Below are 22,668 nucleotides of genomic sequence, written 5' to 3'. Positions count from 1 at the left end.
TTATCCTGTCGGAGCTTGGATATGGTCGGTGTAGACTGAAGTATTCGGCTTAATCGCTTTATAGCGCAGCTCAATTTCAGTGACACCATCCTCAAATGTGATATACAGTTTGTCACCATACGCCATGACCGCTTTTTTGTTGCGGGTCAATCTGACTTTTCCATGCTGCAGGGCGCAGCGTGTATCATGTTTCACGATCAGAGTCCCTTTTTTACCTGCGGAAAATAGGATTCGTTCCGCTTCTGGTAACGGTTCGTGAACGTCAAGCGTACGGAATAACTCCTGCAAGCTGACCTTATGGCCCGGAAAGGAGGTAAGCGGCCAAGATTTTACCGGAATCTCCTGCCCACTCGCTGTAGCGAGAAAATATCCTTCGATTCTTCCAGCAAACTGAGGCTTCGGTCGCAAGAACCAATACAGAAGAGCAGCTATCACAATACTGATGGCTACCGTCCATTTAATGGCTGTATACCGGGATTGGACTGAAACGGTCAGTGTAGCGCTGCTGGATGCACCTTCTGGGTCGGTAGCGGTAATCTTTAGCTTCGTGTCACCTGTGTGAAGCTCGGATAGCAGCAGATCATTACCGTTAATCTCGGCATTAATCGTATCGTCAGAAGCTCCTGAATCCAGCTTATAGTTCAGCTTGTCATGATTGGGATCAACAATAAAGTCTGATAAACTTCGACGGGAATCACCGTCTTCTTTAACCAGGCGAATCGTCAGGTCTTTTAAAGCTTGTGGTGCTGCATTGGTGGCGTGAACCTTATGTACAGTTCCCTTACGGTACCACTGCGGACTATCCAGATATAGCTGCCATGTATAATCACCCGTTTGGGGGAACGCATATTCGGTATAAAAGGCTCCTGACTTATAGGTCATAGGCACCTTTTTAGCTGTACCGCCCTTTACAGGGGTAACTATAATATGGGCTTGGAGAGATGTGTATACAGCTTCATCTGTAAGCTTTTGGCCATCCGGTAACACGAGCTGAGCTTGAAACGGTGTCGCTTGACCCTTCAGCAATTGCATAGGCTTGTCGCCATGAGTTGCTGTTGTTTGCGTTCCCCCTATAGTAGCTTCAGCTTCCAGTCGATAGCTGCCAAGTAGATTGATTTTAACCAAATCTCCGCGTATGCCTCGTAATTTCAACTTCACTTTACCTGCTTGGGGATGCTCAATTTTCAAGATCGCATATCGGCTTGACTTGTATCTGCGGACATTTTCTGAATTGGAGTATAGCTGGGTTTCCAGCAGGGGATGCTCCGACAAAAGCACCAGATTGGCTTCCTCCATACTAGAGTCCGGTAGGGTCACAGTTAATTCTTGCATCTCGCCAGTGGTTGTAATTGCAGCAACTGGAACGAGCTTGGAACGAATTTGACTGGCAAAAATACGGTTCAGAATTTCGGGCAGATCCTCAGCACTACTGGTAATAAAAGAAGCTCCTCCCGTTTGAGAAGCGATCCGTTCGAGTTCTTGCCGGTTTACCGTGCCATCATGATTCAGACCAATCGTATACACCGGGTATCCCTTGGTCTGTGCAGATTTGATGACAGAGGATACATCGTTGTTCGAGTCACCCTTGGACCGAGAGCCAGAAGAGGCACCAAAATCAGTCTCTCCATCTGACAATAAAATCATAAAAGGCTGACGCCCTTGGGATGCTCCTGCGGCTAGCAGTTCTGAGCCTTTACGCAGTCCAAGTCCCAAATCTGTATAGCCAGAACGGTTCAACATTCTGATTTCCTGCTGGATTTGCGATTTTTGCGCTGCCACGCCAATCGAAGTCAGTGGTTTTGAGGCGACAACGTGATGGTTGTAGGCGACGAAACCCACACGTGTACGGTCTGCATCACTCAAGTCCATAAACATACTGATGACTTCGGCGGCAATACCCTCGGGATCCGTGTCTCTCATGGAATAGCTGGTATCCAGTACAAAAACAGCATCGTAACCCTCGATCGAAGCAGTCCCCAAAGATGCTGCATTAGCCTGATTTACAGTGCAAATGACCCCGTTTAAGCCCGTTTGAAAAAATAGTACAAAAGTCATGAAAGTGATAATTCCTAGTTTCCTTATTCTGAACATAAGCTCCTCCATCGGCGAGACCAATGTGGGCGTACCAACTCTCCTAATCCTTGGGATATAAGGGATAAAGGATCAAAACAGCTGAAAAACCTCACATTAGCCATGAATTTGATACTTTTACGCTTCTCAGAAATATCCAATGAACTTCTATCGGTCATTGGATTCCATTTGTGAATATTTCCCTGAAGAAACAGGTCTAACATATCATAAAAATTACATACTTACGCATAAAATGAGTCAAAATACCCTGTTTCAATCTGAGACTACAGAAATTGACAAAACTGAAGGGTGCTTTGTATGATAGCTTTCGTATCAACGGCAAAAATTGGGATTGAAGTTAGGAATACGAAATCATAAATTTGAAATTTCTGTGTTATATGACTTTTGATTTTGAATTTTCTCTCATTTGAATGCCTTGCCGTTAAAAGCCGAATAGCGCTTCGGACCGATTTTCGAGGTTATATGCCTGTACCGTAAATGTGGTATATGCTCAATCCTTTGACGAATTTAAATGTTAAGTAGGGGGGAGGAGGCAAATGAACTAAAAATGAATATTCGTCCGTTTCAATTGGACATCCCGTGTCCGTATATGGAGCAATGGACCTATAACTCATACTTTATTCATTTGCCGACAACGATGGAAATCATTTATCAAACCAACCGGACAATGCTTTTTGAAGAGATTAACCCGGAAAAGCTGGATCTGATCACCATTGTAGGTGATGTGAAGGGTATCGACAGCTTGAGCGATGAGAAGATCAAGGAAATTAATCAGCACCTTCTGGTGCGTAGCTTTGACGAATTTTTGGATAAGTTTTCACCGACCGTATATTCATTTTTTAACGCGGCCAATCAAAAGGTCGTCTACACCCTTAAAAAGCCTGAGGGAATTGATGAGGATAGCATTTCTGAAATTCGTATCAATCAAAGTAATGATTTTCTGAAAATGTTGTTTACGCTCATTGATACTAAGCGCAGTCAAGGAATCACCAATGTAGATTTCAAATTTGAAAATCTGCTGGATATGATTTCACCGAAAAAGGTTATGGACGATATTCGTCAAGTCCGCAAAGAAATTCACTATATGTACGGTGAATACGACAAGCTGGATGATGGCGATCCGAAGAAACTCGACATGGGTGACAAGCTGAATGCCATGTTCGAGGAAGCGAGCCAGAACTATAACAACGTTATGGCTATGCTGCCGCTGGCAATTGAGGACATCAAAACCCGTCTTCTACTCGGTGGCGCCCAAGAGGAAAACGCCGGTGAGTTGATCCAGGTGGGTATGCTCTCCATTGGGGAAAGCGGCGAACTGAAAATTATTGAAGCGCCGAAGAGCGAAAGTACTGAGCTGATGCTGTTGGATGAGAACAGCACTGGTGATCTCTCCCAAGTATTCGAAGAAGATTATAACTCTATCACAGATACGCCTTCTGACTATGTGAAGGACTTGGTGGTTCGCACGTTTGTGCCACTTCCAGCTGTTCAGACCAAGGTTGACACAGCGGTTGAAGTTCAGAACTACAATACGTATCTGGAGTTCTATAAAAATGCCAAGGATGATTTCGTAAAGGCGGTTAAGCCGCTGGTAGAAAAAATCCTCGGTGTCAAAATGTTCTTCGACCAATATGCGACGAAGAGCAAAGGAATGCTGCCGACAATGCTGGTGGCGAATAACAAGCTGGACATGCTGGTGAAAAGCAGCAATATTCCACGTCTGGAAACGTACCTGAATACCGTAAATGCCAAAAATGAATTCAGCGACACCATCTGGTTCGGGATCGTTCCATCTATTGAGCTGGAAGCAGCCGGTAAGGTGAAGGTGTCTCGTGAACGCTTTAAGGGCAACGAGAAGGTCGTAAAACAGGGCGGAAATTCAATGGAATCGCTCTCGATGCTGCTGCAAGTCGTGAAGGATTACAAAATTCAAATGTTCTTTAACTTTGAATCCGGTGAAGAGACGACCTTCAACAGTATGGCGACAGCAGGCATCGACAAGTATGTCGATAAATGCGCCAGTCTTGTGCGCAGAGAATATAGCGAATTTGCAATTCCTTGTGTACCGAACTTTACCATTATTCCGAAGGATAAATCGGGTGTCATTATTGATAGCAAAATGCTACAGACCGAAGACGGTGTGCAACTTTCCAAGGAAAAAGAAGATATTCTCAAGCTGTGGATCGAGGGCGTATATGTAGGCGCTGCCTATGTGGCTGCTGGCTTGGTCGCTTCTTATCAATGTCCTGAATACCTGCGTGAGACGTTCAAAACGGTCAATAAAAACTTCCCTGGTGTACGCTTCGACATTGAAGCTGGGGACAACAGTCTGCGCACGGTGACGACGATGGCCAAGGAAATCACTGGGTTCACCAACACGATCAAGGATGCCATCAACCGTAAAAACTTTGGCTTTGTATTCTCGTCCGAGAATGCTCAGATTCAGGATAAGGATATCCGCCGGATTACTGTCTACAAGGCAAGAAGCATGGCGATGTCCGAGGACGGCTTTGACTCCATCTACAAAACGCTGGTCAGCACGTACATTGAACGTATTTTGCGCTACCAAACAGGAGACTTCAAGCACGAAAATATCGTCCGCTTCTTTAGTAACAATCCGAGCAGTCAGAAGAGCAAGTGGCTGAGCAGCAGAGGATCTGTGAACTCGATCATTCAGGACGGAGACGATATGAGTTTCATTATTGATGAGAAAAGCAATATGTGCCATATCGATCTGGTCTTCAATGGTAATGTGAAGAACCTGGAAGTCATGATCACTAAGGGAACCAGCTCGGTCAAATCATGATCCGAGCACTACGAAAGATGTTAGAGGCGTTTCTATCCAGAACCGCCTTTATACATAAATCGCGGAGAAGCACTGCTTCTTCCGCCATCATTTTACCTAATATCAAGGAGGCAACACACATGGGATTCAGATTGAAAGTAGAAGGACAAGAAACAATTGAGCTGGGCTTGGATAACATCCAAACGGTTATTTATGACACCGATACACCGGACGATTCCAATGCACGCTCCACTGACGTAGGCTCCACGCTGCGCATCAGCGGTAAAATCATCACAGCAGTAGACGGTGACAGCGCGGATGACACGTTGAAACTGGCTTTGTGGTCTCTGGTTCCTGCTGAAAAAGCAGACAGCTACCGTAAAGTAACACTGGAAGTTATTGCAGCTGATCAAGTTGTGCGTAAAATCTACTTCCCGAATGCTTTCGTTGTAGACTACAACGAGCACTTCGGCGACACAGAAGGTGTAGGTGCATTTACACTCTACATCAAACAAAAGAAAGACAAAACCGAGCTGGCTACCATCGACGGCGGATATCCAGTTTAAGCTTAACGTCTTAACGTTAAGCGCAGCTTAAACACACACTCACCCGGCGCATACGTGAAGGGTGGATAAATATTAAGAGGCCTACGGGTCTCTTAATATTTATTTTTTTCGGAGAGGGGAACACCAGACAATGACCAACTACTATGAGCTGCTCGGTGTCGGCCGGGATGCTTCGGAGGCAGAGATTAAGCAAGCTTACCGTAAACTGGCCAAAAAGTATCATCCTGATACCAACCAGGGAAGCGAGGAAGCAACGCGCAAGTTCAAGCTGATTCACGAGGCTTACAATACCTTGCGTGACGAAGCATTGCGGCAGGCATACGATGCTGAGCTCATCCGAAAAGCAACGGGAACTAGCGGAGAACAGCAAGAAAAAGCAAGAGGGGCAGCAGCACCTTCAGGGGGTACACGTAGGGCAGCCAAAGGATTCAATCCGGCTGACATAGGCACTGATTTTGAGCAATTTTTCGGCTTTCATCCGAAAACGAAGGAAGGCTCACCAGGGAAAAAAACGAAAAAATCCGGTGATCCGACGGATACCTCAGCCATGTTCAACCAATTTTTTGGTATTCGTAAAAAGTGATGATTTCAGGATAGAAACGGGGGAAGCAAGCAGTGAAAACGGCGCAGAGCAGATGGGTTTTCATCATAGATGTTGCCATGTTCGGGCTGATGCTGGCGATCGCCTTTTATGTGTTTAACCGTACAGGCTACAGCGGTTTGAAGACTGTGGTCGCGATAGGTATTGGGATTAGCGTGCTTGTATACATACTGCGCAATCTGGTTTCCGTGGTCCCTGTGCCAAGGCCAAAGGCAGAGCGTAAACGGATTGCCAAGCTGGTGTTAATTGATGAAGAAGGTGAATCCATTAAAGAATGGTATATCGAAGGCGAAACATCATTGTTAATCGGCAAAACAACGTCACGCTCTGAGGCGGATATTGATTTGGCAGGTACAGATTATGCTTCCTTGGTAAGTGTAGAGCATGCGGTACTCAACCGGGTAAACAGTGACTGGTTTGTGGAGGATGTGGATTCCGGCAATGGGACCGGGCTACGGTCTGCGAACGAAAGTGTAACCAAGAAGCTGGAAAGTGGCGAGCCTTACCGAATTTACTCAGGTGATTTATTATATATTGCCAATACCAGGCTGCTCGTTAAATAGAAGAAGTTGCACAATCCTTAGATTGCTGTAAAGACAATCAAGACATTGGGGGAAGGAACCGACTATGAGTTTGACAAGATGCCCGAACGGACACATGTTCAGTACACGAAAGCACGGAAATACGTGTCCTTATTGTAATACAGTAGTAAATATAGCCGCACCTAAGAACGCCGAACCAGCAGCGAAAACAAACGTTGCAGGAGACGATGACAAAACCATGCCGTATTTAGGCGAAACCGTGGGGATTCACCCAGTAACCGGATGGCTGGTATGTATCGAAGGAGCACAGGTGGGTCAGGACTATCGCATTATGGCGGAGAAAAACTTTATCGGGCGCGCAGAGGAAATGCATGTCCGTATAATCGGAGACAACACGATTTCCCGCAGAAATCATGCGGTCATTGTGTATGATCCGAAGAAACGCAACTTTTACTTGCTGCCAGGCGATTCGTCAGGCTTGGCGTATCACAATAACGAGGCGGTATATTCACCAGTGGAGCTGGCTGCTTATGACGTGATTCAGCTCGGGCGCAGCAAATTTATCTTTATTCCGCTGTGCGGCGCTCATTTCGAGTGGGATAACGAAAATTAGAACGGAAGTGGGCAATGGTGCAGGGAGGTAACGATATGCAGCCTTATTTTGTTGTATGTGGAGCTGCGGTGCTATTCGCTGTTCTTCTCATCATCCGTATACGACTGACGCGAAGTACCGGCAGCCGTACCGTGAGTGGAATTGAGATTGGAAATGGTCAAACGATCGGGAGCCGGAGTGAGCAGGATGATTATTTCTCCAGTATGACCACCCCTGTCGGTACGCTGGCGGTTGTTGCAGACGGGATCAGTGGGCTGGCCAATGGACGCATGTCCAGTACCTTGGCTGTGACGACTTTTACGAAGGCATTTGCCAAGTTAGAAGATGTAACGAATTTGAACGGATATTTTGCAGAGGCCGCAACCCAAAGCAATCGCGGTATTTTACAAAATTTGAATGGGCAGGGCGGGGGAACGACGCTCGCGGCGGTCATTGTGTGTGGCTATCAGCTGTATTACGGAGCGGTGGGCGACAGCTTGATTACAATTTACCGCAATGGTCACTTTCAGACAGTCAATTCCAAGCATACTGCGGAAACACTGCTGGAGGAACGAGTGCTTGCTGGACAAATGACCTCGGAGGAAGCTAAAACGAGTCCTGTACGCAATCAACTGGTCAACTACTTGGGCTATGAAGGCTTTGAGAGCATGGAACTGGGGGGTGCACCGATTCGACTGTATTCGGGTGATTATGTGCTGCTATGCAGTGATGGCATTCAGGAGGCGCTGACGGAGATTGAGCAGGAAGAGATCATGCGCAAGGGCGGAACTCCGCAGGAAATGGCGGATGCCATGATCGACACCATCAACGATAAAGGGTTTAAAAGTCAGGATAATGCGACAGTGCTTATTTTGGCGATAGGATGAAACAAGAAAGACGGGGGTAGCGATGCGCAAGGACAACAGCGATTTTAGTACCGCCTTTGTGTCGGAAGCGGGCTCTTACATAGACAACCGGGACTATTTTGCATTCATGGAGACGGACGACATGGCCTGTTATGTTCTCGCAGATGGTCTGGATTCAGATCAGGAGCTGCGCAGCGCAGAAATGGTTGTCAAAACGGTGCTGGAAAACTTCATGGAGAAACCTTCCATGTCCAAGCGGCGCTTGATGAGAGATCTGCGTGAAGCGCAGGAATGGCTGCAATTTGAAAGCCGTCGTGTCCGGCTCAAGGCCAGTCTACTGATGGTAGTGACCAACTATAACAAAATGGTGTACGTTTCGTGCGGTAATGTGCGACTATATCATTTTCGCAATGGAAGGCTTAATTTTCGCAGTAAGGATCACAGCCTGGCTCAGTCATTGGCGGATGATGGACGTATTCCAGACGAAGCGACCAGTACACACGAGGAACGGGGCAATCTGCTGGAATACCTCGGGAATCCGAATGGGGTTCATGCCCATTTCGCCAAAAAGACACAGCTTGCAGATGGAGATGTCATGCTGCTCGCTACATCTGGGATGTGGGAGGATGTTGAACTGGCGGAAATGCTGGGTGCGCTGGAGGAAGCGAAGGACCCGGGTATGCTGACGGATACGTTGGAAGAGGTTCTGCTGAGCAAACAGCGCCGGACGGTTAATAATTACACGGCTGCCGCCATTTATGTAAACAAAGTTTTTCAGGAAAAACCTAAAAACCGTCGTAAGCTGATCAAACGGATCTTGATTGCGTTGCTCGCCTTTGTAATCGTGGGCGGGGGAGCGTGGATTACGCTGGCGCGTATGGCTGCGAACAAAGCGGCTGCGCTGGAAACGATGATCGAATCGGCTCAGGCCGCGGATGATTATGCAAGAGCTGGCGATTATGCAAAAGCGCTCAAATCCTACAGTGAAGCGAAAAACGCGGCAGTTAAGATTAATGATAAAATTCACAAGCGGTTGTACACGGCAGAGCAGAAAGTATCTCAATTGATGGTCGACGGAGACAGTTATGTGGAAAAGGCCGATTTTATCAAAGCTGAAGCCAGCTACGATAAAGCACGGAAAAGCGCCGGGCTATATCCGCCATTTAATGTGAAGGATATTGAAAAAAAAATCGACCAACTGGACAGCTATGCTGAGACGGCGGGCTGGATGAAGGACGGAGATTTAAAATTCCAGGGTGGCGATTATAACAATGCACTTAAGCTGTATAAGAAAGCCAATAAGGCTGCTATGGAATCCGGTTATACGTCCGCGCAAAAAGAGTTGGAGAAGAAAATTACTGAGACCAATGATAAATTGACATCCATCCAGCAGCAGCTCAAGGAGATTCAAGCTGGCAAACTTCAGGCCAAAGGGGATCGGCTGATGAAAGATCTCGATTATGAAGGAGCCATTGATGCTTATAGCGGGGCACAAGAGATTTATCAGGAGATCGATAAGCTCGAAAGTGTTCTGGCGCTGGAGCGGAGCATAGCCAAGGCGGAGGAAAAGCAGAGCGCGGAGCAGCAGCAAAATGGTCAGCTTCCTGCTGGATTGGGATTGTCTGACGGAGCGATGAACGACACAGATACCGGGGACGCAGCGAGTGAAGCTTCATCTTCTGCTGGGGCAACCTCTGCCACAGCATCGCAAACGAAGGTTGCGCCGACGGCTTCAGCAGGTACTACGCCCGCGAAGAATGAGGCCTCTCCGGCTGCAAAGAGCAGTGGTACGGGGGATGGCAATGCCGCTTCGGCCAAGGCGGACACCAGCAAAGAGCAAGGAACTGCTGATTCTGCTTCTAAAGCAGCCGGGGCGTCTAATTCAGAGAGCTTAGATCAGGCTGCTGCGAACGGGAAATAAGTTTTTAATGTTCATTGAATGCTGGAGTCGGAAAGGAGTGAGGCGTCGTGAAAGAGCTGGTACAGGATCGTTTGAGCAAGATGGACGATTTAGAGCAGAGACGTTTACTGAAAAATATGATGGCCGGGGTATTTATGAACCTCGTCGAATATCAGGAAGAAATGACCCGCCAGCTAGAACGGCGGGTATTTGAGGAAATTGAGAATACGGAAGAAAAGTTTGATGTGTATGTGTCATTGACATCGCGTGAGGACTATGACCCGATTCATGAATTTTTATATCCTGTGTTGCCCTCCGATGCAGAAGAAAAACAGGTAGACATCAGCCGTGTGGCAGAGGTGGTGGGCGAAGGCGGGGAGATGCCGTTGTTTACGCTTTTTCTCGAAATGGAGACCGAACGAATCTCGGCACTGGTACGCAGCAAGCGAATTTTCTCAGGAATGCTGGTCACGGAAACCGGAAACTATCCGATACGTTTTCGCTTGGAGCATAACCGTTCTTATATTTTGGAGATTGAGCAGTTGTATCATACGTTTATGCAAAATGGTATGCCGTGGAAAACGATTAATCACCCGTACGCTTATAAATTTGTGGACTGTGTATTGATTGGTGGAGACGGCGAGCCGGCCGCTCATGAAGAAATCCATGAAATCACGATTTCGTTGGAGGAATTCGACATTTTTAAGAAAGCCGATGTTTTTCCGCTATGGAACATTGAAAGACTGGCTCTAAAGAACAGCGGTTTTCCTATACCAGCTATGGATCGTGTGAACTATGAGCATGTGCTGCCTTTGCGTAAAACAGGACCAGAGCATGGTTACCTGATTGACGGGACTGAAAGCGATATCCGCTATATCAAGCGGACAGAGGAGGAACTGACGATTGTCACACCACGTGATAAATCTGGCGAATGGAATGTGTTGAAGGTTACGAAACCAGCTACAACCAAGCTTAGTCGTCAGACCTATCCGGTATTGTCCAATCGGCGGCAAGACAGCTTTTTGGGTCGCTATGCAGGGAAACAGGCCGTGATTGTCCGGGCTAAAGCAGAGATCACGCGCATCGTCAATTCGTTTGAAGCGGCACAGGGGCTGGAGCTAGAGCGTGTGGACATCTGGGGAGGTGCAGGGAGAAATGATATAAGCAACCTTGTAACCAAAACTCAGACGTATCTGTTAAATCCGTTTGTCAGCGATAATGTACGAACAGAGGATGGCAAGCAGATCATGCGTTTGGGGTTCAGACGTGGTTCCGAGGATGTTTTGCCAACTGCACCTGCTTACATTTTATCCGATTTAATGAGCTTTCTGGTGTCGGAAGTGCAGATGTATTTTCCAGAGTACAAGTGTGAAGGAGAATGGGTGTGAATTATGTTTGGGATCTGCTCATGCGCGCAAGGAAACAGGGGCTGGATGTAGATAAAATCCGTTTTGTACCCGCTGTCAGCTACTCTCCGTATATGGAGCTTAGCTTGGCTGAGCTGAATACTTCCCATTTGGAGCAGGTAGTGGAGATTAATCCGTACTACCGCTTTTATTCTATTTTTCGGGATCTGTTTCCACCGGATGCAGCAGAGGATCTAGAGCTGAGAGAGTCGCTATTTGATATTATGATGCATTTTCTGGCGGAGATCGATTTGTATCAAGGAATGAATCGGCGAGAGTATCATATCCGGTTTGTTCAGCGTGATATTGCGGATGGCATTTTTGGCCCGAAGGTAAAGGAAGCTTTTGGACAATTAAACCGTGAGGAACAGGACGCAATTGCTGAAGGCCTGCTGCGCCTGTATGAGACGGGGGAAGCCGTACATCTGCTAAAACAAACGATGCGTCGCGTCTTTCATCGCTCGATCATTTACACCAACTGTGAGGAAAAAGACGAACTGCTCATATATATTGGTCAGGAGGAGACGATGCTCTCACGAATCAAAGTCGATTTGATTCTCGATTTATTTCTTCCAGCACGGTTTACGACGGAATTGTATTGGACCAGTCATTTCGGCATTTTGGAGGAAGAACCTACAATGAAAATTGACGCTATCGCCCTCTATTAAAGCTAAATGGCTAAGAAAGGACATGTGAACGATGAACGGACCCTATACATACAGGTTGCTAGAACCGCTCACCGATCGAAAAAACGCTCGTTTCACGACCAAATACACGCGGGCGGAATTGGAGCAAATGACGACCTTTCAGTTGCGTGGCATATGTGATAAGGAGCGACTGGTCGAGGGCTTTGCGAATCGTCTGGCACGTGAAGAATTAATTCGCGTAATTTTGCGATTTCGAAGCGCGGAGGAGCATCTACTCATCACCAGACCCAATCCTGGCGGCTTTGAACGTATGCAATCGGCATTACAGCGCAACTGGAATGACCGCCGACAGGAGAACGGTGGTATCCGGGTTCCCGCCAAAATCACGCTGTATCAGGGTGTGCGCACAGGTCGCATGGACAACTATCGGATCGAATCCGATTTGCCTTGGCTGAGCTCATCTAATGTGCTGCTGGTGAATGCGACAGGAGAATTGTGTGGTGTTTTAAATTTGGTGAAGGACGAGGGACGAACAGGCGTATATTATCTTTCTCGTCACCGCGATGCTGAACTGCGAGAGACATCCAATCATAGCTATAGCTTGCTGTTTTTGCGAAGACAGGAATCAGAATATTTTTATAACCTCTACTATGGAGACAAGCCGATGCTACCGCTGAAACTTCAAGGTCACCGAATCCCGGTGGCAGAGCTGATCATTCGGGGCACGGAAACAACCGATGCGGTACTGGCGATTGACTTTGGCACCTCGAACACCACAGCAGGTGCTTATTTGGATAGTTCCTACGTTACGGCCCCTGATACAGGTATGAGCAGCACGGTAAGGCTGGATGCCATCAATTATGTATCATTCCCTGGCCCAGAAGGTACGGAAGGCGACTGGATCGAAGTGTTGCCGACCGCCATTCGCGTCGCGGACTGCTCTAATCCTGAGCATATCGTTTATGCATTTGGGGAGGAGGCACTACGTGGAAGTGATGTGGCAGGCAGCCGTGCCACGGTATTACGGGGGATTAAACGTTGGGTCAATGACTATAAGCGAATCGAAGAATTAATGGATTCTGAGGGGAATACAGCAACCGCTTCCCGCAGCGATATTTTAGCGGCTTTTATCCGTTATGTGATTGCTACAGCCGAGCAACAATTTAAGTGTCGGTTTCGCAATTTACACTTTTCTGCTCCTGTCAAGCTGCAGCCCCAGTTTATTGAGATGTTTAGCGATATTTTGCCTGATTACCGGATTGAAGCAGAGGATGCGCTGGACGAAGGGCTGGCAGTGCTCTACAACACGTTGGCAGACCAGATGGAACGAGGAACTTTTGCAGACGGTGAGGAGTATCAGGCACTTGTCATTGATTGTGGTGGGGGCACGACAGATCTGTCTTCCTGCCGCTTTCGGATAGAAGATGGACGAATTGCTTACAAGCTGGATATTCACACAACGTATGAAAATGGGGATACCAACTTTGGCGGCAACAATCTGACTTACCGGATTATGCAGTTTATGAAAATTGTATTTGCAGGTTATTATGCTGCCGAGACGCGTTTGCCTGACACCGATATTGATGCTCTGATCGGCATTCCTTCGGGAGATTTGTACCGTCATGTGGATGAGTTTGGTGTAGATGCTGTATATGCAGGGCTGGAGGAACGCTATCGTGACGCAGAGGCGATCTTGCCTACCGCGTTCAAACGGTATGAGCATGCTACACGGGATGAATATCAACGGGTACTGAGTAATTTTCATCTGTTGTGGAGTGCGGCAGAAAATATGAAAAAGGAATTTTTCCTACGTACGGGGATCTTGCGCAGTCGCTTTGAATCCGAGCAGGTATTATCTGCTGAAAGCGACCTGAACATTGCCGTAATGGATCGTTGGCTGGTTTCGGTGATTGAGAACGGACGGTTCCGTGATGAATATGGTTTGCCTGATGTGGTGTTTAATATTCGTGAAGTACAGCAGCTACTTAAGGCAGATATCTACAATATTGTGCGCAAGTTTCTGGATGATTTTTATTTGGAGGGGCGCTTGCAGGATTATTCGATTATCAAACTGACCGGGCAGTCCTGCCGGATAGACGTGTTCCGCGAAGCGCTTAAGGAATTTGTGCCAGGGCGCAGTATTGAGTTCCGACAAAAGGCAGAAGATTTAAGCCGGGTACCTGAGTTGAAAATGGCCTGTCTGCGCGGGGCTATCCGTTACCTAAACGCTAAAAAAATGGGGACCATTGAGCCTGTCATTACCAATCATATTCCAGCTATTCCGTATACGGTCAGCGCATGGACGCATACGGGGCGTGAGAAGGAGCTGATTGCGAGTTTGGAAAGCAGCCGGGTACGCGGTTCGATTTCCCGGCCGTCTCAAGCGGTCGAAGTGGAATTCTTCCTGACGGCCAACGGGGGTAAGCTGCGTCAGCGCCATGTGTACCGCAGTCGGCCAGATGCTTTTGAACCCATGCCGTATGAGGAAATCGCAGAGCTGTACGGTCGGGATATCCCGCAGGATGATACGGACTCCATCCGCAATGAGGAAACGAAATATTTTGTTTTTGTCGGGGATAGTCGTTGGGGCTTTTATGTAGTACCGATTACCCGCCGTGATGAATTGCTGTATCTGGGTCCCAAGCGCTTTTTTGCCTTCGAAAATGATCTCTCCGAGCTGGATTTCTTTGACGGCACGAAATAATAAATTAAGAATTATTCAAATGCAGAAATCAGAAAAGCACACAACACTTGGAGGGAATAACATGCTGTATGCAGGTTTTTGGAAACGAACTTTAGCCTATATCATTGACATCCTTATTTTAGGATTTGTATTTATGATAATCGGACTGGTCTGGATCATCATTCAGGCCATTGGAGATTGGGTGCCATCTCCGGCAGAAACCTCTATGCTGACAAACGGGCCGACTGCTATTTTTACCATGCAATTATTGGGACAAACTTTGATGAATTTGGGGGCTTCATGGCTGTATTTTGCGATCATGGAATCGTCCAAATGCAGAGCTACGGTGGGCAAACTGGCTCTTGGTATCGTTGTAGTAGATGAATTTAACCAAAAGCTGAGCTTTGGACGTGCGAGTGCCCGCTACTGGAGTAAAATTGTATCGAGTATCATTTTGTGGATCGGTTTTATCATGGCAGGCTTTACAGCTAGAAAACAGGCTCTTCACGATCTGATCGCCCGTACCTATGTTGTGGACAAGCGTGAGCTGAATTATATACTTCGCGAGCAGGCTGGGCGCGGAGCCGGGATGTAAAGGTAGGTAATAAATTCTGAGATCATAATGAACCTCAGTCTTCAATCAGGGGGAACACGATGGATTTACGCAGATGTATAGAAAAGAATTTTCGTCTATTTATTGGATTACTTGGAGTAAGTAAAGCTCCACCCACCACCGATGATGGAGTTACAGTCCCGCCGCCTGCGCCCGGTGTGAATCGGCTATCTGTTCCCCTAAATAAAGAAGAATAGAGAAAGGAGGGAACCCCATGTTAACGCATATCGTTCCAAAGTTTGAAAAAGGTCGTATTCTCAAAACCGAGATGCTGGAAAATCTGCGGGATTACCCCCGTAGCTTTCTGGATATCCGATATCAGGATTATTCGGATGGCATTATTACCGGAATGAACGTGACCGTTGGGGAACATGCGCTGACCGTAGGCAGAGGCATTGTAAAGCACAAGAATAGATTATACCTGCTAGAGCAGGAACAGGAAGTGCCGTATGCAGCCACGGGGCGGCTGTCGGTGTTGAAGCTGCTTTTTTTGGAACAAACAGATCGCCCGGATTTCACCATGCATCATGCAGATATTGTGCTGGAGGCCGAGGCTGAGATCGGATTGGATGAACTGGAGCTGGGCCGGTTCAAACTCAAAGATGGAGCCGTGCTTCGCTCCAATTATCAGGATTTTGCTGATATGGCTACTGAATTTAATACATGGAGTGATATCCATGTCCCGTTTGCGGGCTTGTATCAAAGCACATTGCGCCCGGAAACGATGCGCTACTTTGCATCCGAACTGCTCAAAAGCGGTACAAACGATCCGATGGATTGTATGTTTGCACTGATGTGTCTGAACCTGGAGGCTGTGGACAGAGAATCTATCCAGCATTATATTGCGAACCGAAGTGGTGCGGAATATAAGGAATTTTCACATGCTCAGCTCCATAGGCAGCTAGTGTTGATTTTGGAAGGAGCCGGACGGGGGAAGCGCACAGCAGGCCGCTGGCAGGGCGGCGGAGCCGGACGGATGATTGTGGATTAAAATAACTGATAGAGGAGTGGAGTGTGCATCCCCTCTATCTTTACTTCTATGTCCCGGCATTTGATAAATCAATCCGGTGTAAGCCTATACATTCTTTTAAATAAAAAAGATGACATATGTATAAAAAACAGGAATAAAGTCACTAAGACTATAGTCGCTTGTTTAGTGAAGTGTACATTTCTTATTCTGCTGAAATTCGACATTTTATATGCTAGATGAGACTTGAACGGATAAGTTGCAGCCATTACGCAATTGTGCTTGTCCATGATGAGTCTTTTCATATCGCTCCTCTATACCTTGTAAAACCAGTCCGATTAGAGTAGAAATTTGCATACATATGTATAAAAATGAGTATTAAGTCTTGGAAACGCCCTTTGCTACTGTGAATTGACAAAATATAAAGCAGTGGCTAATATGGTTGGGGACACGGGAGATATTGGAATTTATAAAGGAGTAATGAGTTTTGAATAAGAGACTAGATAACAAATGTAACAACAAAATGAGATGGAGCCAAACGATTTTGGGAGCGCTGTTGGCGCTTAGTCTGGTGTTACTCTGTGGAGGAAACGCGTGGGCTTCATCCAGTGAACAATTAAAATGGGTTGAAGGTGGCCGAAAGGTAGACCTAGGAAAGGTGGCTACGGTTGATTTAGACTCATCTCTTCTTTTTTTGGATGCGGCTAACACTGCAAAGGTAAGCGAGATGAATCACGAAAAGCCATCTGGCAAGGAAATTGGGAGTATATTTCCGAAGGATGAAAATCAAAATTGGGAAGTTGTTTTTGAATATTATGAACTTGGACATATCAAGGATGATGAAAAAGAAGATATCGATGCAGATGCCATTCTAGATAGTTATAAAGAAGGTACGGAAGAGAGTAACAAGGAAAAGGCGGAAAGTGATCGCCTGTATGTTACAGGCTGGGATGTGGAGCCTTTTTATAATGAAGCGACTCATAATCTAACTTGGTCTATGCTGGCGGAGGATGGGAACAAGGAAAAGCTGATTAATTATAATGTTCGCGTGCTCACTCGTCAGGGTTATATCTCTGCCATATTAGTGTCCGATCCTGCACATTTGGAGGCGGATAAGAAGTTTTTGAATGAGAAAATATTACCCAAGTTGACAGTCAAATCAGGTGAGCGATACGAGGATTTTAATGCTTCAACAGACAAAATTTCTGAGTATGGCCTGACTGGACTGATCTTGGGAGGAGCTGGCTTGGCAGTAGCTAAAAAGGTAGGCTTGTTGGCATTAATCATTGCTTTTTTTAAGGGCGCGGGAATTAAGGTGCTCGTCCTTATTGGTGCTGCTTGTGCAGGTGTGTTTGGTGTGATAGGCAAGTTTTTTGCCAAATTATTTCGCAAGAAAAAATCAGAATCCTTGCACAATGAAACGAATGCTCAGGATCAGTCAGAAACATTACGGTAGCTCTAAAGAAACACACCATAATAAAATTGCTGATAAAAAGGGGGATTTGTATGTCCGTTCATGATGATGAGAAAACGAAAATTTATAAATTGGATAATAAACGTTTTGCTATTCTTCATCCTCATGCCATTCTTACCGATTTGGCTCAGGCTCAGGCAGAAGCAATCAGTGTGCAGCTTTCCGAAGGAACTGTGACGATGGAAGAAATGGAGCATGATGATCATTGTATTCCATTACATGCAATAGAAAGCGTGCAAACAAATTTGACCAAATTTGATGATACATTGCTTCTTACCTATAAAAAAGCAGGTAGCTCCACACCTGAAAAAGTGAAAATGGAATTTGCCAGTGACGAAAAGGACGCGTTCGTACAGCATTTGTACAGCTATATGAAAGAGGATTACACTTATGAGCAATCTACGAATACAGCTTGGGCATCTATGAAACCGTCGATCGTCTTTTTTCTATACACATTATTGATCGGGGGCTTTCTCTCCTGGCTAGCGTATTATATGGAGACGGCTGATGAGTATTCGTTCAGGGTACCTGCCATCCTGTACCCGGTTGTAGAGCTGATTTCGTATACGGGATATATGCCGGTCGCTATCTTTATGGGGGTAATTGTATTGATTTCCTTAATGATGGTCGTCAAAAGAGCCATCAAGCCAAGCACTAAACTGATCATCGAGCGCAAGCCACTATCTCAGGCAGCCTGATCAGTACACACAGATATGTAGCTTAGATAAGAGCTTTGCCAAGACCAATTTAAACAGATGATTCTGGTAACAATATACCCATGAATCATCTGTTTTTTCGTTTATTTATCCCTTGTAATACTTTCGGTACACCGCAGGTGTTGTGCCTTCATATTTTTTGAATATTTTAATAAAATACCCCGGCTCATTGAAGCCAAGCTCGCTACTGATCTGGGATACCGGAATATCTGTGGCTTCGAGCAGCTGCTTCGCCCATTTCATCTTTAAGCGGGACAGATAGCTGGAAAAGTTCTCACCCGTTTCTTTCGCAAACAGCCGACTAAAATAACTCGGACTAATGTGACACAAGTCAGCCATGGCTTTTAGAGAGAAAGTTTCACCCTTGTGCTCATAAATATATTCAAAAGCGGGTTTGAGTACAGGATTTCCGCACGGAATATCCTCATCCCCTGAGGAGTTCAGATAGGCATCTGCTAAGATATTATTCATTTCTTTCTTAAGGCTTTCGATATGCTTCAGCGAGTAGCCAGGAAGGATCTCGGACAACTGCGGAGTGGATTCTATGGCCGAAGCCTTTTCGAACATTTCCGCGAGAAGATTTTTGTTCATCGCTTCTTCAACAATATAATTACACAATAAGGATAACATGTTGGAGATCATCTGAATTTCCTGATAAGTCATCGTCGGCAGATCGGCATAGTAGTCCTTAAGTTCCTCCCATTTGGAACTGTACAGCTTTTCATTTTTTGACGTGAGGATCTGTTCCAGCTGTAAAGCGCTCGAAGGATCAGCTAGGCGAACCTGGCCTGCCATGACGGCGCCGATGTACTTATCGTCGATAATGATCGGTACCGCGATGTCAACGATGTCATAATGACAGAGATAAATGTAAGGTTTGTTGGAACGTACGGCCTCAAGTCCACCACGAGAGTCACATTTTTGGCAGTAGGGAAGGAGATTCTCATCTTGGCGAACCTTCTTGCAGAACGATTGACATTGGCTGTGGCTAGTTACGGGATTCCCTCTATAATCGACGGTGAGAATGGCTAATTTGGTAACGGATGCTAATGAATCCTGCAACTGCTCCCACTTTTCCAAATCAAAGATTTTCTGGATGCTCAAATGTTCACGTATCAAGATTCTCATCCCTTAATGGTAAATTATCCTGTAAGCAACAACAAAAAAGTACAATTCACATGCTTCAGTGCAAAAAAATACAATTGCAAATTATAATATATTCCTTGATTCCTCCAATGTAAAGTTCACATGGTTCGTTTATAGTTTAAATCAGAACGAAACCAACACAATAAAGGGAGGAATTATAGATGAGAAAAGCTTTTATCAGCCCAAGCAAATATGTACAAGGTGAAAACGAATTGTTAAATTTGGGTTACTATGTGAGCACCTTCGGCAAATCTGCCTTACTGATCGCGCATCCAGCCGATGTGGAGCGGGTGAAAGATAAGCTTGATTCCACTACGGAAAAGTATAACGTAACCTTTGTTGAAAGCGGTTTTATGGGTGAGTGCTCCAGACAGGAAGTGTCTAGACTTCAGGAAATCGCCACTGCGAATGGATGTGATTGCATCGTTGGTCTCGGCGGCGGCAAAGCGATTGATGCGGCGAAATGTGTGGCTCAAGGGGAAGCGCTTATCATCTGTCCGACGATTGCTGCGACGGAAATGCGCCGACAAGTCACTCGGCCGTTCTTTATACTCCAGAAGGCGCCTTCGACGATTACGCCTATTTTAAACAAAGCCCGAGTGTCGTATTAGTCGACACCACTGTAATTGCCAATGCACCAACCCGATTCCTCGTATCAGGTATGGGTGATGCACTGTCGACATACTTTGAAGCCCGTGCGACCTCCCGCTCTTACTCCAGGGTCAACGCTGGACTGCCTAATGGAGTACGCGAGGGACAGTGTGCGCCAGCCGTAGGTACGAATGCGGCGTTGGCACTTGCAACGCTATGCTATGAAATGCTCCTAAAAGACGGTGCCAAAGCCAAAGCGGCATGCGATGAAAATCAAGTTACACAAGCACTCGAAAATATCGTTGAAACTAATATTTTACTCTCAGGTCTTGGCTTCGAAAGCGGCGGACTTGCTGCGGCCCATGCGATTCATGATGGACTCACCATTTTGGAAGGTACGCACCACTATTACCATGGAGAGAAAGTCGCATTTGGTACGATCGCACAGCTGGTGCTCGAAAATGCACCGACGGAAGAATTACATCAGGTACTGGATTTCTGTTTAACTATCGGTTTGCCGGTCTGTTTGGCCGATATCGGCGTCGATCATATCAGCCAGGAAGAACTCATAGAAGTGGCTGCTAAAGCCTGCATTCAAGAGGAATCAATTCATGCCATGCCGTTTCCGATCACGGTGGAGCAGGTTGCAGCGGCAATTGCCGCGGCCGACCGGATCGGCAGCCAGTACAAAGCGGAGGTAAAATAGCATGAAAAAGGTCATCAACCGTACGGAAAACTTGGTTCTTGAGATGTGTAGCGGTCTTGCACTCGCGCATCCCGAGTTGGAATTTCTACCCAAATATAAAGTGCTCAAGAAAAAGGAACTGAACACGGAGAAAGTAACGCTCATCAGCGGCGGAGGCAGTGGGCACGAGCCTGCTCACGCCGGCTTTGTCGGCAAAGGGATGCTCGATGCGGCGGTCTGCGGTGATGTCTTTGCCTCTCCTTCACAAATTCAAGTGTATCAGGCCATCCGAGCGACAGCTGGGAAAAAGGGTACACTGCTGATTATCAAAAACTACAGCGGCGATATCATGAACTTTAGAAACGGTGCCCATTTGGCTGCTGAAGATGGTCTGGAAGTGGACTATGTAAAGGTCGAAGACGACATCGCTGTTGAAGACAGTCTATATACGGTCGGACGACGCGGTGTAGCGGGCACGGTACTTGTGCATAAGATCGCGGGTGCAGCTGCAGAAGAGGGCCGTAGTCTGGCGGAAGTCAAAGCAGTGGCGGAGAAAGCCGCTGCGAATGTACGCAGTATCGGATTCGCATTGACGTCGTGCACCGTGCCGGCGAAGGGCTCGCCAACGTTTGAGCTCGGGCCTGATGAAATTGAATACGGCGTGGGCATTCACGGCGAGCCTGGAATCAGACGCGAGAAGCTGACAGATGCGGATACGTTGGCACGCAGAATGGTAACCGACCTCCTTCGAGACATGCAGATCGAAAACGGATTCAGCGGAGAAATTGCACTGCTGATCAATGGTTTTGGCGGTACGCCTCTGCAAGAACTGTATCTTTTCAATTATGCGGTCACTCGCGAACTAGCAGCGAAGGGAATCAAGATCAATCGAGCTTTCGTCAACAATTATATGACAAGTATCGATATGGCGGGCATCTCAGTTTCGATCATGAAGCTGGACGGCGAGTTGAAAACGCTACTTTCCCATGAAAGCAACGCGCCGGCGTTCAAAGTGTCTGGACCTGTTGATCATGTTGAATTCACGGAGCTTTCAACTGTAGCAGACGAAAATCGGCAAGTATCTTTTGAGGTGGAAACCGCTCCTGCCTTTGCAATTATTGAGGATAGCAAGATTACGTTGAACAATCTGATCTACCTGGTTGACAAAATGAGTGAGGTTATCATCAAGAATGAGGTGCCTTTCTGCGAGCTTGATTCTCATGCCGGCGATGGTGACTTTGGCATGAGTGTTGCTAAGGGATTTCGTCAGCTGAAACGGGAATGGAGCGACATCCTAAACCAAGATTCTTTGACGATGGGAACCTTTCTACATTCATGCTCGCTCGTCATCATGGAATACTGCGGCGGTGCTTCGGGCCCGATCTGGGGCTCGGCATTTCGCGCAGCAGCACGCTCTGCGGGCGAAAGAAACGAGCTCACCGTTACCGAATTCGCAGATCTGATGCAGGCTACGGTGCAAGGCATACAGTCGACAGGCGAACGTTCTTTCGGCAGAGGAGCCGTCGTTGGTGATAAAACGCTTATTGATGCATTAGTGCCATGTGCGGATAGCTGGGTAGAGAGCGCGAAATCAAATGTTGATGTGAAGGCAGCCTTTGTACGAGGTGCTCAGGCCGCTGTACTAGGGGCCAAAAAGACAGAAAACATTGTGGCGCGTATGGGACGTGCCGGAGCGGTCGGAGAGAGAAGCCTTGGTTATCCAGATGCGGGGGCTTATGCGCTTGGAGTAATTTTTACAGAGCTTGCTGAATGTTTGAATTGATTCGCTAATTCTTA

17 protein-coding genes and 1 pseudogene are annotated in these 22,668 nt (G+C 46.7%); 16 read left to right on the top strand and 2 right to left on the bottom strand.

Annotation, left to right across the window (positions count from 1 at the left end):
• Positions 1-2,091, bottom strand: a complete 2,091-nt coding sequence (locus tag ACU1JV_RS23520; protein WP_446724685.1) for a vWA domain-containing protein — start codon at positions 2,089-2,091, stop codon at positions 1-3.
• A 637-nt stretch (positions 2,092-2,728) separates the two neighbouring features.
• On the opposite strand from ACU1JV_RS23520, the gene ACU1JV_RS23515 reads away from it, so the two are divergent.
• From ACU1JV_RS23515 to ACU1JV_RS23450, 14 genes are all read left to right on the top strand, one after another.
• Complete coding sequence (locus ACU1JV_RS23515) at positions 2,729-4,897, top strand: hypothetical protein (RefSeq protein ID WP_025365581.1); 2,169 nt, start codon at positions 2,729-2,731, stop codon at positions 4,895-4,897.
• A gap of 119 nt (positions 4,898-5,016) precedes the next feature.
• Positions 5,017-5,442, top strand: a complete 426-nt coding sequence (locus ACU1JV_RS23510; RefSeq protein ID WP_007431573.1) for a hypothetical protein — start codon at positions 5,017-5,019, stop codon at positions 5,440-5,442.
• Between the two features lie 130 nt (positions 5,443-5,572).
• Entirely contained in the window at positions 5,573-6,025 is a 453-nt protein-coding gene (locus ACU1JV_RS23505) for a J domain-containing protein (RefSeq protein ID WP_040103095.1), read from the top strand.
• A gap of 32 nt (positions 6,026-6,057) precedes the next feature.
• Entirely contained in the window at positions 6,058-6,606 is a 549-nt protein-coding gene (locus ACU1JV_RS23500) for an FHA domain-containing protein (protein WP_040103096.1), read from the top strand.
• 64 nt (positions 6,607-6,670) lie between these two features.
• Entirely contained in the window at positions 6,671-7,198 is a 528-nt protein-coding gene (locus tag ACU1JV_RS23495; protein WP_040103097.1) for an FHA domain-containing protein, read from the top strand.
• Positions 7,199-7,233: 35 nt separating this feature from the next.
• Complete coding sequence (locus ACU1JV_RS23490; RefSeq protein WP_413986835.1) at positions 7,234-8,064, top strand: PP2C family protein-serine/threonine phosphatase; 831 nt, start codon at positions 7,234-7,236, stop codon at positions 8,062-8,064.
• Positions 8,065-8,086: 22 nt separating this feature from the next.
• Positions 8,087-9,964 (top strand): PP2C family protein-serine/threonine phosphatase, encoded by a 1,878-nt coding sequence (locus ACU1JV_RS23485; protein ID WP_413986834.1) that lies wholly within the window; start codon positions 8,087-8,089, stop codon positions 9,962-9,964.
• Between the two features lie 47 nt (positions 9,965-10,011).
• On the top strand, positions 10,012-11,331 hold the full coding sequence (locus ACU1JV_RS23480) for a hypothetical protein (RefSeq protein WP_013372548.1): 1,320 nt from the start codon (positions 10,012-10,014) through the stop codon (positions 11,329-11,331).
• Entirely contained in the window at positions 11,328-12,017 is a 690-nt protein-coding gene (locus ACU1JV_RS23475; protein ID WP_013372547.1) for a hypothetical protein, read from the top strand. Before ACU1JV_RS23480 ends, ACU1JV_RS23475 begins: the two co-directional genes overlap by 4 nt.
• A gap of 31 nt (positions 12,018-12,048) precedes the next feature.
• Positions 12,049-14,700, top strand: coding sequence for a molecular chaperone (locus tag ACU1JV_RS23470; protein WP_413986833.1), 2,652 nt, complete (start codon positions 12,049-12,051; stop codon positions 14,698-14,700).
• A 61-nt stretch (positions 14,701-14,761) separates the two neighbouring features.
• Positions 14,762-15,274 carry an RDD family protein gene (locus tag ACU1JV_RS23465; RefSeq protein ID WP_013372545.1) on the top strand — a complete coding sequence of 171 codons (513 nt, stop codon included), beginning with the start codon at positions 14,762-14,764 and terminating at the stop codon, positions 15,272-15,274.
• A 232-nt stretch (positions 15,275-15,506) separates the two neighbouring features.
• Positions 15,507-16,283, top strand: a complete 777-nt coding sequence (locus ACU1JV_RS23460) for a hypothetical protein (RefSeq protein WP_013372543.1) — start codon at positions 15,507-15,509, stop codon at positions 16,281-16,283.
• A 499-nt stretch (positions 16,284-16,782) separates the two neighbouring features.
• Entirely contained in the window at positions 16,783-17,715 is a 933-nt protein-coding gene (locus ACU1JV_RS23455; RefSeq protein ID WP_337682881.1) for a DUF2167 domain-containing protein, read from the top strand.
• A gap of 50 nt (positions 17,716-17,765) precedes the next feature.
• Positions 17,766-18,431 carry a hypothetical protein gene (locus tag ACU1JV_RS23450; protein WP_413986832.1) on the top strand — a complete coding sequence of 222 codons (666 nt, stop codon included), beginning with the start codon at positions 17,766-17,768 and terminating at the stop codon, positions 18,429-18,431.
• 105 nt (positions 18,432-18,536) lie between these two features.
• Here the strand turns inward: ACU1JV_RS23450 and ACU1JV_RS23445 are convergent, their stop codons facing one another.
• Positions 18,537-19,568, bottom strand: a complete 1,032-nt coding sequence (locus tag ACU1JV_RS23445; RefSeq protein WP_025676099.1) for a PocR ligand-binding domain-containing protein — start codon at positions 19,566-19,568, stop codon at positions 18,537-18,539.
• Between the two features lie 188 nt (positions 19,569-19,756).
• On the opposite strand from ACU1JV_RS23445, the pseudogene ACU1JV_RS23440 reads away from it, so the two are divergent.
• Both ACU1JV_RS23440 and dhaK read left to right on the top strand, forming a co-directional pair.
• Positions 19,757-20,892, top strand: a pseudogene (locus tag ACU1JV_RS23440) (glycerol dehydrogenase).
• A gap of 1 nt (position 20,893) precedes the next feature.
• Complete coding sequence (gene dhaK, locus ACU1JV_RS23435; protein ID WP_413986831.1) at positions 20,894-22,654, top strand: dihydroxyacetone kinase subunit DhaK; 1,761 nt, start codon at positions 20,894-20,896, stop codon at positions 22,652-22,654.
• The last annotated feature ends 14 nt before the right edge of the window (positions 22,655-22,668 follow it).

Source organism: Paenibacillus sp. T2-29 (assembly GCF_052921365.1).
The sequence above is the reverse complement of the archived record's forward strand: the minus strand, read 5'-3'. Positions and strand labels throughout refer to the sequence as shown.

What these genes read in the sequence shown, in the direction of transcription:
- ACU1JV_RS23520 (WP_446724685.1), bottom strand. Translation starts at nt 2,091, where the DNA reads ATGTTCAGAATAAGGAAACTAGGAATTATCACTTTCATGACTTTTGTA.
- ACU1JV_RS23515 (WP_025365581.1), top strand. Translation starts at nt 2,729, where the DNA reads ATGGAAATCATTTATCAAACCAACCGGACAATGCTTTTTGAAGAGATT.
- ACU1JV_RS23510 (WP_007431573.1), top strand. Translation starts at nt 5,017, where the DNA reads ATGGGATTCAGATTGAAAGTAGAAGGACAAGAAACAATTGAGCTGGGC.
- ACU1JV_RS23505 (WP_040103095.1), top strand. Translation starts at nt 5,573, where the DNA reads ATGACCAACTACTATGAGCTGCTCGGTGTCGGCCGGGATGCTTCGGAG.
- ACU1JV_RS23495 (WP_040103097.1), top strand. Translation starts at nt 6,671, where the DNA reads ATGAGTTTGACAAGATGCCCGAACGGACACATGTTCAGTACACGAAAG.
- ACU1JV_RS23490 (WP_413986835.1), top strand. Translation starts at nt 7,234, where the DNA reads ATGCAGCCTTATTTTGTTGTATGTGGAGCTGCGGTGCTATTCGCTGTT.
- ACU1JV_RS23485 (WP_413986834.1), top strand. Translation starts at nt 8,087, where the DNA reads ATGCGCAAGGACAACAGCGATTTTAGTACCGCCTTTGTGTCGGAAGCG.
- ACU1JV_RS23470 (WP_413986833.1), top strand. Translation starts at nt 12,049, where the DNA reads ATGAACGGACCCTATACATACAGGTTGCTAGAACCGCTCACCGATCGA.
- ACU1JV_RS23465 (WP_013372545.1), top strand. Translation starts at nt 14,762, where the DNA reads ATGCTGTATGCAGGTTTTTGGAAACGAACTTTAGCCTATATCATTGAC.
- ACU1JV_RS23460 (WP_013372543.1), top strand. Translation starts at nt 15,507, where the DNA reads ATGTTAACGCATATCGTTCCAAAGTTTGAAAAAGGTCGTATTCTCAAA.
- ACU1JV_RS23455 (WP_337682881.1), top strand. Translation starts at nt 16,783, where the DNA reads ATGAGATGGAGCCAAACGATTTTGGGAGCGCTGTTGGCGCTTAGTCTG.
- ACU1JV_RS23450 (WP_413986832.1), top strand. Translation starts at nt 17,766, where the DNA reads ATGTCCGTTCATGATGATGAGAAAACGAAAATTTATAAATTGGATAAT.
- dhaK (WP_413986831.1), top strand. Translation starts at nt 20,894, where the DNA reads ATGAAAAAGGTCATCAACCGTACGGAAAACTTGGTTCTTGAGATGTGT.